The 12,414-nt window shown below is 38.2% G+C and carries 14 protein-coding genes; 2 read left to right on the top strand and 12 right to left on the bottom strand.

The window, feature by feature from the left end:
- Positions 1 to 85 precede the first annotated feature (85 nt).
- The gene (gene glcT, locus B0I26_RS00515; RefSeq protein ID WP_111643521.1) at positions 86 to 931 is read right to left on the bottom strand and encodes a glucose PTS transporter transcription antiterminator GlcT; all 846 of its coding nucleotides are present in this window, start codon (positions 929 to 931) and stop codon (positions 86 to 88) included.
- Between the two features lie 185 nt (positions 932 to 1,116).
- Between glcT and B0I26_RS00510 the strand changes: the two genes are divergently transcribed.
- On the top strand, positions 1,117 to 1,881 hold the full coding sequence (locus B0I26_RS00510) for an alpha/beta fold hydrolase (protein ID WP_111643520.1): 765 nt from the start codon (positions 1,117 to 1,119) through the stop codon (positions 1,879 to 1,881).
- 225 nt (positions 1,882 to 2,106) lie between these two features.
- Here the strand turns inward: B0I26_RS00510 and mnhG are convergent, their stop codons facing one another.
- From mnhG to B0I26_RS00475, 7 genes are read right to left on the bottom strand one after another with little or no spacing between them, the layout of a single operon-like run.
- The gene (gene mnhG, locus B0I26_RS00505; protein WP_111643519.1) at positions 2,107 to 2,454 is read right to left on the bottom strand and encodes a monovalent cation/H(+) antiporter subunit G; all 348 of its coding nucleotides are present in this window, start codon (positions 2,452 to 2,454) and stop codon (positions 2,107 to 2,109) included.
- Complete coding sequence (locus tag B0I26_RS00500; RefSeq protein WP_111643518.1) at positions 2,438 to 2,713, bottom strand: Na(+)/H(+) antiporter subunit F1; 276 nt, start codon at positions 2,711 to 2,713, stop codon at positions 2,438 to 2,440. The genes mnhG and B0I26_RS00500 overlap by 17 nt, the downstream gene beginning before the upstream one ends.
- 1 nt (position 2,714) lies before the next feature.
- The gene (locus B0I26_RS00495; protein WP_111643517.1) at positions 2,715 to 3,191 is read right to left on the bottom strand and encodes a Na+/H+ antiporter subunit E; all 477 of its coding nucleotides are present in this window, start codon (positions 3,189 to 3,191) and stop codon (positions 2,715 to 2,717) included.
- A gap of 6 nt (positions 3,192 to 3,197) precedes the next feature.
- Complete coding sequence (locus B0I26_RS00490; RefSeq protein ID WP_111643516.1) at positions 3,198 to 4,670, bottom strand: Na+/H+ antiporter subunit D; 1,473 nt, start codon at positions 4,668 to 4,670, stop codon at positions 3,198 to 3,200.
- Positions 4,663 to 5,004 (bottom strand): Na(+)/H(+) antiporter subunit C, encoded by a 342-nt coding sequence (locus B0I26_RS00485; protein ID WP_111643515.1) that lies wholly within the window; start codon positions 5,002 to 5,004, stop codon positions 4,663 to 4,665. Before B0I26_RS00485 ends, B0I26_RS00490 begins: the two co-directional genes overlap by 8 nt.
- Positions 5,004 to 5,420: a Na(+)/H(+) antiporter subunit B gene (locus B0I26_RS00480; RefSeq protein WP_111643514.1), complete on the bottom strand. Its 417-nt coding sequence runs from the start codon at positions 5,418 to 5,420 to the stop codon at positions 5,004 to 5,006. Before B0I26_RS00480 ends, B0I26_RS00485 begins: the two co-directional genes overlap by 1 nt.
- Positions 5,417 to 7,825 carry a Na+/H+ antiporter subunit A gene (locus tag B0I26_RS00475; RefSeq protein WP_111643513.1) on the bottom strand — a complete coding sequence of 803 codons (2,409 nt, stop codon included), beginning with the start codon at positions 7,823 to 7,825 and terminating at the stop codon, positions 5,417 to 5,419. Before B0I26_RS00475 ends, B0I26_RS00480 begins: the two co-directional genes overlap by 4 nt.
- 137 nt (positions 7,826 to 7,962) lie before the next feature.
- Here B0I26_RS00475 and B0I26_RS00470 point away from each other — a divergent pair, with 137 nt between their 5' ends.
- On the top strand, positions 7,963 to 8,166 hold the full coding sequence (locus tag B0I26_RS00470) for a hypothetical protein (protein WP_111643512.1): 204 nt from the start codon (positions 7,963 to 7,965) through the stop codon (positions 8,164 to 8,166).
- 273 nt (positions 8,167 to 8,439) lie between these two features.
- Here the strand turns inward: B0I26_RS00470 and B0I26_RS00465 are convergent, their stop codons facing one another.
- From B0I26_RS00465 to B0I26_RS00450, 4 genes are all read right to left on the bottom strand, one after another.
- Positions 8,440 to 10,848: an EAL domain-containing protein gene (locus tag B0I26_RS00465; protein ID WP_111643511.1), complete on the bottom strand. Its 2,409-nt coding sequence runs from the start codon at positions 10,846 to 10,848 to the stop codon at positions 8,440 to 8,442.
- A 682-nt stretch (positions 10,849 to 11,530) separates the two neighbouring features.
- On the bottom strand, positions 11,531 to 11,689 hold the full coding sequence (locus B0I26_RS00460; protein WP_111643510.1) for a YvrJ family protein: 159 nt from the start codon (positions 11,687 to 11,689) through the stop codon (positions 11,531 to 11,533).
- Between the two features lie 133 nt (positions 11,690 to 11,822).
- The gene (locus tag B0I26_RS00455; RefSeq protein WP_111643883.1) at positions 11,823 to 12,041 is read right to left on the bottom strand and encodes a DUF2922 domain-containing protein; all 219 of its coding nucleotides are present in this window, start codon (positions 12,039 to 12,041) and stop codon (positions 11,823 to 11,825) included.
- Between the two features lie 23 nt (positions 12,042 to 12,064).
- A complete protein-coding gene (locus B0I26_RS00450; RefSeq protein WP_111643509.1) occupies positions 12,065 to 12,283 on the bottom strand; it encodes a DUF1659 domain-containing protein in 219 nt (72 codons plus the stop codon).
- Positions 12,284 to 12,414: the final 131 nt, after the last annotated feature.

Genomic DNA, 12,414 nt, shown 5'->3' with positions numbered 1-12,414 from the left:
CAGCAAAGAGCTTTCGGTTATTTGCCTATTTTGTCTTCTTTACTCATGCCTGATCGAATCAGTAACACGTAAAGACGTGACAAACTTATTCACTTTTTGTTGCAAGCCTTTGCAAATGTAACGTCAAATAAATGACTTCAGCTTCATCCACCGGCATTTGCAATGTTTGTTGCATAACCTTTACTAGTTTCCAAGAGACATTATAGCAGAGTGGATACTCTTTTTTCAAGATTTTTGACAATGTTTTTGGCTCTTCTACCCTCTCTCCCTTTTTTACCCGTTCAATCGCATAACGAAGGTGACGAATAAATCTTAAGTAATGTACGCTCTCACGGTCGATAACGATATTTAGCTGATTTTCCGCGATTTCGATTAGTTTTGCGATTAATTGCGAATGTTGATTTACTTCAGAAAGACTATGTTCAGAAATACCGCTATGAATATGTAAAGCAATAAAACCAACTTCTCCTTCCGGCAGTTCGACACCCAGCTTTTCGTTTAACATCGCAACTACTTCTTTGGCGATCTCATATTCAAGCGGGTATAAACTTTTTGTTTCTATTAAAAACGGATTTTTCAAGTCAAGCCCTTGTTGAATCCGTTTAATCGTAAAGGAAATATGGTCTGTTAAAGCGACATGTATATGCTCGTTCAGCGGCGCGTTCACACGGTTTTTAATATGCTGCATAACATCATTCATTACGCCGATAAATTCTTCATCAAGTTCCGGAAGCATTCTTTTATATTGCTCTTGTTCCCTTTCATTTTTCAAGATAAACCATTTTTCAACAGCCGCTTGTTCGATAATATCCCCTTTTTTCTTGCCAAAACCAATTCCTTTTCCGATCAATACAACTTCGTCATAATCTGGATGAGAGGCGATAAGAACATTATTATTCAATACTTTCTTTATTTGAAAGGACTCCCGCACAAAAGCCCATCTCCTTTAATTTAAACGTTTACAATACTATCATCTTACGCAATGAACAATCAATCGTCAATGGAAGAAAAAGAAATATATCTATTCATCAAAGAGATCTCATCCTTTTTTAAATATACATAAAAATTGAAAAAGAACATGAATACTATAACTATCATTGCAATGGAGGTAAAAAGATGCCTTACATATTTGTTGAAGATTTTGTCCGTCTATATTACGAGGATGAAGGTTCAGGAAGACCGCTTATATTTGTTCATCCTCCCGGTATGGGCAGCATTACGTTTTCCAATCAAAAAAAGCTGGCTGAGCATCTTCGCGTCATCACTTACGATATGCGCGGCAACGGAAAAAGCAGTCCATCTAATAAAGCAATTACCATTCATTTACTTGCCGATGACTTAAAAATACTGCTTGATCATCTTGACATTGACAAAGCGGTTATTTGCGGCTATTCAAACGGTGGAGCGATTGCACTGGAATTTGCACTTTCTTATCCAAAACGCATTGAAAAATTAATGCTAATTGGCGGGTTTTCCGAAGTTTGTACAACATTATTACATTTGGAATTTTTATTGGGGATTTACACAGTAAAAAACCGTGGCATTCCCCTTTTAGCTAAAGTGCTAGGTCTAGCTCACGGGAAACACTATGCGGAAAAAAAAGCAATTGAGCAATACGCGCGTCTAACGAATGAAGGAGATTTGTACCAAATGTATACCGAAGGATTGCGCTATAATTGCACAGAACGTTTATCTCAGTTAAACATTCCGCTTCTTCTTATATACGGTGCCCGCGATTATTATGTTCACTATTATGAGAATATCTTTAAAAAATACGTTCCACATACGGATACTATTTATATTTCAAAAGCAAGACATCAAATCCCGACGAAACATTACAATGAACTAAATGCGATTATTAAAGCATACTGTTTAACGTAACTTTCATTTAATTAAGAAGCAGTGATATGAATGAAAAAAAGGAGACAAAACAAAGTAAGCGAGGAAGCAGCTAACTTGACTGTATCTAGAGATAAAAGAACAGAAGCGGAAAGAGAGATCCTCCAAACAGCTTAACAAGCAAGAAAAAATCAATGATAGTCTTAACTGATATGATCCCCTTATATTATAAAGTAGAAAGAAAAAACAAAGGCTGATACATTCACATCAGCCTTCGTTTCTTTTATGTTTCAGGTCATCGCGCACCGTTTTCTCCCATAACTCAACACGGGAGTAGTACGCAGCACGGCTGATTAAATGGGAGGCAACAGGAGACGTCATGAAAACAAAAGCAATGCTGAGCAGCAAAGGAGCTTCAAAATGATTGTCGTTGATAAAAAAGTACAAAAATGTTCCAAGCAAAATCGACATAATCCCAAGCGTCGTGCTTTTCCCAATCGCATGGCTTCTTGTATACACATCCGGCAAACGGATTACTCCAATAGCTGACAACAACGTTAAAAGTGAACCGGACAAAATGAAAATCATGACGAGGATGTTAGCGATTTCTTTCACGCTCTATAACGACCCCTCTCTCTAAAAACTTGGCGAAAGCAACGGTTCCTACAAACGCTAAAATACCGATGAGCAAAATGACATCAAGAAATGCGCTCGTTTTCAGCAAAACGGACACAACCGCAACCATCCCGGCAAGCGTAATTCCCATCGCATCAAGAGCCATGACGCGGTCAGCGACACTTGGACCTTTGATCACCCGATACAGAAAACCAAGCATTGCCAAAGAAAGAATGACAAGGGAAATGGTTAAAACCATTTTATTGGCTCACCTCCATAATCGTCTTCTCAAACGATTCTTTTATGGATTTAATTGTTTCTTTCACATCTGGGACGTCGAGGGCATGAATATATAACGTTCTTCCATCTTCTGATACATCTAAAACGAGCGTCCCCGGTGTTAATGTAATTAAAAGAGATAAAACCGTCACTTCCCAATCTTTTTCCAACTCAGTCGGCAAAGCAAAAATACCCGGGCGAATATCCAATGAACGATTTAACACAACTTTCACCACGGCAATATTTGATAAAAGAAGCTCCTTTAAGAAAATAAATACGAGCTTCACGATGACGAACAATGGAATTAAATAAAAACGCGAATGAAAAAAGCGGCGCAAAATAAAAATGATTAACAAACCAATTAAATAACCGATCAAAAATGAAGCACCATTAAATGAAACAGTTAAAAACATCCAAACAAATGCTAAAAAGACATTTAATAAAATTTGAAAAGCCATCGTTCTCTACTCCTTTAACACCGCTTGTATATAAATCATTGGATCAACGAGCACTGAGGTCGCCTCAACAATGAACGGGCGAATGAATTCAATGCCGACTCCATACAGAACAGATAACAAAATTAAAAACACAACGGGAACATAAAGTGCCCCAATCGGTTTCGGCTCATATCCTTTTTTCTCGCCCCAAAAGCCGTTCATAAAAATTTTCATAACGGAGTAAAGGACAAGAAGGCTGGACAGTAATACAATAATTGCTTCAAAAAGCAGTCCTTCTGTTAGGCTCGCTTTCACAATCAATAGTTTACCAATAAATCCGCTAAACGGCGGCACGCCTGCCAGCGACAAAGCAACAATAAAAAACAACCAGCCGAGCAGAGGATAAGACTGAATTAAACCGCTAAACTTGTTTAAATCGTTTGTTCCAGTCACGTACACAACGATTCCAACAAGGAGGAACAATACCGATTTCATTACCATATCTTGAAGCAAGTAAAAGATAGATCCTTCTAAACTTTCCGGTGACATCAGCGAAATTCCAAATGTAATCACCCCAACGGCGACAATAATGTTATAAATGACGATTTGCCGCAAATTTCGGTAGGCGATCGCCCCAATCACCCCAACAACAATTGTAGCCATTGACAGCCATCCTAATAAAGCATGCGTGTAGCTAGTGTCGTGATAAAACAAAAGCGTAAACGTACGTAAAATGGAATAAACGCCAACCTTTGTCAACAAGCCGCCGAACAAAGCAAGGACAGGTGTCGGCGGTGCATAGTATGAGCCAGGCAGCCAAAAATAAAGCGGAAAAATAGCTCCTTTTAAGCCAAATACAATTAAAAACAACACAGCGATAATCGTTAAAACCGAAGACTGTCCAAGTTCAGCAATACGGATGGACAAATGCGCCATATTCAATGTTCCGGTTACAGCATATAAATAACCAACTGCAATGACAAACAATGCCGATGAAATCACGTTCACAAGAGTATATTTAATTGTTTCCCGCAATTGCATTTTCGTTCCCCCAAGAACGAGCAACACATACGAGGACATTAACATGACTTCAAAAAAAACGAATAAGTTAAAAATATCTCCTGTTGTAAACGCCCCGTTTACACCGACAAGCAAAAATTGAAAAAAGGAGTAATAGTAAAACTTCTCCCGTTCTTTCCCGATTGCATAAAATGAATAAATTAAACACGCAAGTGCTACAATGCTTGTTGTCAACACAAGAAGGGCAGACAGCATATCAGAGACAAGCGTTATACCGAATGGAGCCGGCCAGCTTCCGATGTTCAACGTTTGGATGCCTTCTAGGTAAACACGGCGGACTAAAAGAACGCTGGCAGCTAGCTGAAAAAGTATTGCCACTAATGACAAAGCTTTTTGCCAAACCACACGATCTTTAAAGAAAATAAGTAAAATCGCAGTTACTAACGGAATAAGTATTGGCAACAGTAATAAGTTAATCATCTTCTTCCTTTCCCCTCATCTGTTCCATATTATCTGTTCCAAGCTCTTGATAAGAACGATAAGCAAGGACTAAGAAAAAGGCAGTCACCCCGAAACTAATAACAATCGCAGTTAAAATAAGCGCTTGCGGAAGCGGATCGACATACCGTTCCGCATGTTCTCCAAGCAGCGGAGGAGCGCCTTCTTTTAATCCCCCCATCGTCAATAAAAGCAGATGAGCCCCGTGACTAAGCAAGCCTGTGCCGATAATGATGCGCAGCAAACTTTTGCTCAACATTAAGTACGTAGCGGCAGCGAATAAAAAACCGATAACAATGATCATGACTAATTCCATTAATCGCTCTCTCCTATCGTCTCAATAATCACTAGCGTAATGCCAACAACAACAAGATACACACCTGTATCGAAAAGAACGGCTGTATGCAGCGATGTTTTCCCTAACAACGGCAAGTGTACGTAGCGATAAGCATGCGTTAAAAAAGGGACGTTAAACAACAAAGAACCGGCGCTAGTTCCAACTGCAAATAACAAACCTGTCCCGATCAACCATTGATAATTAATTGGAATCATCTTCCGAACCGTGCGTATATCGAATACGATTAATAGCAAGACGATCGCTCCGGCTGCCATTAATCCGCCGATAAATCCCCCGCCCGGATAATAATGACCGGCGAAGAAAAGCTGGATCGAAAATAGTGCAATAATTGGCACGACAACCGCCGTAATCGTTCGCAAAATCACATTATTCATTTTTCCAGCTTCTCCTCCTTTGTCATTCTTAACTTAATCATTCCATAAATCCCTAACGCAGCAATCGCTAATACACATATTTCAAACAGTGTATCAAAACCGCGAAAATCAACTAAAATAACATTTACCATATTTTTCCCCGCTGCTTTTTCATACGTATTTTCTACATAATATTGTGAAATCGATTCGAAAGGTTTGTAAGCGTGGGAAAGAAAAGCAATTGTGCTTACGACAACCCCTACAGCAATAGAAATAATTGCATTCGTCAACTTAAAGCTGTATCCTTTTCCGTGGTCTCTGAGTTTCGGCAAATGATAAAAGCAAAGCAAAAACAAAGCGACAGAAATGGTTTCAATAACAAGCTGAGTCAACGCCAAATCGGGCGCCCGGAAAAGAACGAAAAACAAAGCAACCGTATAACCGACAGAACCAAGGGCAATGATCGATGTTAAACGCGATTTGGAAACGAGCGTTGTCAATGCGCCAGCAACGATGACCACAGCTAATACAATTTCATATATACCGACAGGAGCGAATCGGCTTATTTCGATATTCCATTGCCCCTTTAAAACAATGGAAACGGAAAGTAAAGCAATAATCGCTGTAAATATATAAATGAGATAGGTGCGAACCGAGCCGGTCATATATCGTTCATTAAGTGCGAAAGAACCTTTTTCCATCCATTCTAATAAGCGGTTATATAGATGGTTCAATGAAAGACGTTCTGGAAGGCGGCGATACACACCGTTCCATTTCGGAAACGTCTTATACACGACGGTTCCAACGGCAATGACCCCGAGCGTCATAAATACTTCAGGTGTCCAGCCATGCCAGTGCGCAATGTGCACATCAACGCCTTCTCCCGGCTTAAAAAGTCCGTTTAAAACCGCATACACAGCAGGGGCAAGCACTGTATCGGATAATATGTTCGGAACAAAGCCGATTACAATAACGAGTAAGGCAAGCAACATCGGTGCAAGCAGCATGCCAACAGGTGCTTCGTGTGCCTCTTTCTCCAGCCGTTCCGGGCGATATTCGCCTAAAAATGTCTTACTTATAAGCAAAAAGCTGTATAAAAACGTGAATACGCTCCCACACCAAGCGAGGACCGGAAACAAAATTCCCCATGTTTCCAATGAAAAAATGTCCGCTTCTAAGACGCGAAGCATGGCTGTAAAAAACATTTCCTTGCTCAAAAAGCCGTTAAATGGCGGTAGGCCGGCCATCGATAACGAACCGATGAGCGCGATCGTAAATGTCATCGGCATCACTGTCATTAGCCCGCCGAGACGCCGAATATCCCGCGTTCCCGTCTCATGATCGACGATGCCAACGACCATAAATAAGCTTCCTTTGAATGTAGCATGATTAAACAAATGAAACACAGCTGCTAACGTTGCCACTATAAAAATGTTTTCTGCAAAATTATAATGAAACGCAAGCGCACCGATACCAAGCAGCGACATAATTAAGCCGAGTTGACTCACAGTCGAGTATGCCAATATTCCCTTTAAATCGGTTTGACGAGAGGCGAGAAACGAAGCCCAAAACAACGTGACAATCCCCGTTCCGCCGACAAGCCAAATCCAAAGCGGTGAGAGCGCAAAGATCGGTGTTAACCGCGCAACAAGGTAAATACCTGCTTTAACCATCGTTGCCGAGTGCAAATACGCACTCACAGGCGTTGGTGCCTCCATCGCGTCCGGGAGCCAAATGTAAAATGGAAACTGAGCTGATTTTGTAAACGCTCCTAATAAAATGAGCAACAAGGCAACAGAAAACAGCGGTTCGTTTACAAAGGTAGACGAGTGCGCCAACAATTCGCGAATGCTATACGTATCTCCCATCACCGATAACGCTAAAAAACCGCCGAGCATTAACAGTCCGCCGAACATCGTAATTAACATTGATTTTTTCGCCCCGTAGCGGGAGCGTTCCCGCTTATACCAGTAAGCGATGAGCAAAAACGAAGAAATGGACGTTAATTCCCAAAATAAGTACAAAGTAATGAGATGATCCGATAGGACAACGCCGAGCATGGCCCCCATAAATAAAAGCAAATATACGTAAAAATGATGCAGCTTTTCTTTCTCTTTTTCTAAGTAATAAATGGAATACAGCACAACAAGAGAACCAATTCCTGTAATTAAAAGAGAAAATAATAAGCTTAGCCCATCTACGTAAGCAGTAAAGTGAATATTGAGTGAAGGAATCCATGGAACGGTCTCAGTTACCGTTTCATACTGCTGAACAATGTCCATATAACGAATAAAATAAAAAAATAATGCTACAGGTAAAGGAAGGATAAACCATCCTGTATGTATAGAGCGGACATGTTTATACAAAAACGGAACGAATAAAGCAAGCATAAACGGTGCGACCATCGCCCAATGTAATGTAGACATTTGATCAACCTCCTATTTACGTAGTTGTTCCCCCGATCGATACATCTATCCTGTTTTTTTACGGAATAAACGTATAAAAAGTTTCATTTTTTTCAAACTTAATAATGAACGATTATTTACGAACGGAGGCTACATAAATGAAACAAATTCTTCTGGTATTTATGATTTGGGTTCTGCCACCACTCACTACTCATACGACGCCACTCTTAAAAAAAAGCGAGCCTCTCGTCTGGACAGAAGAGAGACTCGCAAACAACAATGACAGAGATAACAGTGAACCGTTTAAACCAAGAGAATACATCCGCAAAAAATTATATCAGCAAGAGCCGCAAGAGAAGTAAAGCGGGTAATTACCTTCATTACAATCGTCCATTTTATTTTGCAAAGAGATTTGTTTTCTTCTTCATAATTACTACCTGGGTACAAGCTGTTGTTCAACATTTTTTCCTTGTTTATGTCACTTATAAGAGTTGTTATCATCTCAATGCTTTGTTCTCAATTGTATAACAACTGATGAACCTCTCCCCCCTGTACTCTGTTTAGAAGGGAACCTTCTCGGAAAAAGTGTTAAAACAACGTTCTTTGTATATGTAAGCAATTTTCCAAAATCCCAATTATTTATTTATCATGTTAAAAAGCCGAGTTAACACATTGGACAATTCATTAAACGGAACCGGTTTGCTGAAATAATAGCCCTGCATTTCGTCACAACCTTTTTCTAACAAATAACGAACTTGTTCTTCGGTTTCTACCCCTTCTGCCGTTACCCGCAAATTCAACTTATGGGCAAGCAAAATCATCATTTCAACAATTTCCGTTCCTTTACGGTTTTCACTTAAATCACGAATAAACGAACGATCAATTTTAACCGCATCAATTGGAAAACGGTTTAAATAATTTAATGAAGAGTAGCTAACCCCAAAATCATCAATGGCAATGGTAATATTTTTTTGTTTTAATTTTTGCAATATCTCAATCGTCTCTGTTGGATCTTTCATAATCGTTGTTTCTGTAATCTCCAGTTCAAAACAACTCGCATCGGCATTAAATTTCTTAAAAATCTCAGAAACAACCTTCTCCAAATTGCCTTCATTAAACTGTTTTGCGGATAGATTCACAGCCATTTTTATATTGGAAAATCCCATTTGTTCTAATTTCTTTACATCTCTGCATGCTTGCTCGAGTACCCATTTGCCAATATCAACAATTAAGTTCGTTTCTTCAGCAATCGGAATAAATTCTGCAGGACTGACCATGCCTAATTGGGAATGTTCCCATCTCAACAGAGCTTCTAAACTAATTGAGTTCGAGCGAAAATTAATTTTTGGCTGATAGAAAAGAGAAAATTCGTTTTTCTCTAATGCCGTTTGCAAATCAGTTTCAAGACGAAGTTTTTTGGCAAAAATATCGTGAATTTGTGAATTATACTCAACAGCAAGGTTCGTTCCATTCATTTTCGCATAATAAACCGCTTTATCTGCATTGCTTAATAACGTCTCAACTGACAAATTTGCATCCGAAGAGCGGCTGATGGCAATACTCGTTGTAATATTCAACTTTTCTCCGGCAATAAAATAAGGTTCATTTAAAACATCGCTGACACAATTTAGCAGATTTTTGAGCTCTTCTTCATTTACATAAGTATATGCTACGACAAATTCGTCACTGCCAATGCGTGATAAAAATACATCTTCCGAATCGAGCGTTCTTAACCGTTCAGCTACTTCACGCAAAACTAAATCTCCATTAGAATGACCGAGCAAATCGTTAATAAACTTAAACCGATCAATATCAATTAATAAAATCGCTAGCTGTTTTCCGTTGTGAGAAAACAGCTGCTCATTTAATTTTTCTTTTAAAAAGGTACGGTTAGGAAGCCCTGTTAATGCATCATATTGCGCCATAAATTTGATTTTTTGGTCTTTCGTTTTTTGTTCCGTGAGATCACGAATCACAAGAATTTCTGCCTGTTCATCATTATATTGAATCTTTGTTCCTTTTACTTGAACCTCTTTAAACTCTCCTTCTAATGTCTTTAATAGCCATTCATCATCGGCACCATCAACTTTTTTAATAAATTCGTTTAGGTGCCGTCCTTGAACGACATTTTGGTTGGCGGCTCTAATCATATCGATCCCTGCTGGATTCATATACAAAATGGTACCATTCATATGAATGACAACCATTTCGGGAAAAAAATCAATAACTTTTCGATATAACTCTTCGCTTCGCCGCAATTGTTCGTGTACTTTCATAAAATCAGTTAAATCCCGAAGCAGAGAAAGTCCGGCAACTGCATTTCCGTTTTTATCAAAGATCGGAGTAATATTTGCTGATACATAAATAATGCTTCCATCTTTACAAATTTGCGGCATGCGAATCGATGTCACACTCTCGCCATTGGCTATTTTCTTTATACTATTTTTAAATTTTGAACGATACTCTGCTGGAAGAAAAGGGATTTCTTTTCCAACCAACTCTTCCTCCTTCCACCCTAAAAGACGCTCCCACTCGCGATTGACACAAAGAATTCGTCCGTTTAAATCAAACAAAACGAAAGCATCATGAGAATGTTCCATAAATGAATAAAACAGCTGGTTAATTTCCTGCAGACGTTCCTCTTGCTGTACAATTTCTGTCACATCTCTCGTAAAGCAAAGGATGTAGCTAACATTCCCATTCTCATCAGCAATCGGAACAAGAGTCGATTCAGCGATGCGGAAAGAATCAGCTGTATTCATTCGATCTCTGGAAACAACAACACTTTTTGTTTCAAGCACTTTGCGATATTGTTCATTTAAATGAGCAGCGATTTCAGGGGAATAAATATCTTCAATGCACTTTCCCATATCCTCTTCAACTAAATTGGCTAAATGAAGAGCGCTATTGCTTACACGAACATAGCGAAATCTCGGTCCATCTTCCACTTTCATTAAAAATACAATATCAAATAACTTATTCATAATCATAAATAATAGATGTTCATCAATAGTAAACTCACTTGTAAACCCGGTCCACCTCATACTATCAATTCCTTTGTAAGTAAAGATCCGATAGTGGGGTTCTATAACAACTTCCCAATTTCAATATATTTCAAGATAATAATAGATTTGTTTTTTATCACTATATTTAACATATTTAACAAAATTGAATGCTTAAAACTATATTACTAACATTTGAATAAAAACTTCAATAAGCTGATTTACCTAACGAAAACCCATAAAATAGAACAAATGGATTATATATTTCGTTTCTTCTATAATTATTTACTATTTATGTAAAAATTATCATCAACAAACGTAATTAAATCATTAGCAATTTTTCTTTAATAAAAATAACGAACCAATGACAAAAGCATGATAACTGCCACAATTGCCATTACAATAGCAAGCCTTTTCTCTAGTTTATCAAACAATATGAATCCCTCACTTTCAGCCAGTTTATTTACTTGGATGACGCGCGAAAGAATAGGAAAGAAGCATATACTCCTTTTTTTCGACAAATATAGATATGATTCATATTAAATATAACATGCTTTTAATAAAAAAATCCTTTCCTAAAAATGGAGGAAAGGACCTTTAATTGATTGGCGGAACTCATTCATTTCTGCTATACAGCATCGATATTCCTTTTTCCATCTACTTATCATTTTTCCCTTGTAGCTCTCTCCTTCATGCTATTTTTGCACATTCGCCACTATTGCCTTTATTGTGATACATTTCCTTTATGTTCGGCTAATTGATGCGGTAAATTTTGAATGGATTCAATAACACAATCTAATTTTGCTTCAATTCGATGCAAGAGATAAAACGTAACAACAATTGGAAATCCAACATCTGATATCAAAGAGACATACGGTTCCAATTTTTTCTCTCCTTTAACATAAACACTACAAACATAAGTGTTATAAGAAAATATTTCTTCAATACCGAAAAGAATTTGAGAATATTATATTAAGAAGGTCAGCTCGTGGATTTGAGCTAACCTTCTTTTTCGCTTAAGCTAATACCAATTCTGTTACTTCACTTGCGAGCAATCTTGCGCCTTTTTTGGCAACTAAATCACCGCCGCTTGATGTAAAGACATTTGCTGTAATAATTGCATCCATGGCTGCCGAAATAGCTGCTTCATTAATTGGTTCAATCGGATTTTCAATGAAAAGGCGAACAATTTTTCCTTCCTGATTAAAAAACTGAAGTTCTAGAGTTTTCTCCATCATCCCACCATCTTACCTCCTTTTTAGTTCGTTAATAAATGTTTGTCGTTTCGCTCAACTTGTGTTAATGGGTAGATTTGTAATGATGCAATAGCTTGAGCTACAGAGAGAAGCTGTTCAGCTGTTGCGCTCGTTTTAATGTTGTTGAAATTTTTATTCTTATATTTCATTTTGCCGTTCTCATCTGTGCCAAGCTCAAATATTAAACGAAGCTGTGAATTTTGAATCAATGTTTGTGCCATTTTCTCTTCACCTCCTCTCACCTTAACTATCGCTGTGAAATGTAAAAAAGATACCCACAACTTTTTTTCTCGTATGTTCTTCCCATACAAAGTCATATCGATGAACTTCTCCCACCTATACTTCGCTTAGA

The organism is Paranoxybacillus vitaminiphilus (assembly GCF_003259935.1).
GTDB lineage: Bacteria > Bacillota > Bacilli > Bacillales > Anoxybacillaceae > Paranoxybacillus > Paranoxybacillus vitaminiphilus.
This window is presented reverse-complemented; position numbering and strand designations above follow the sequence as displayed.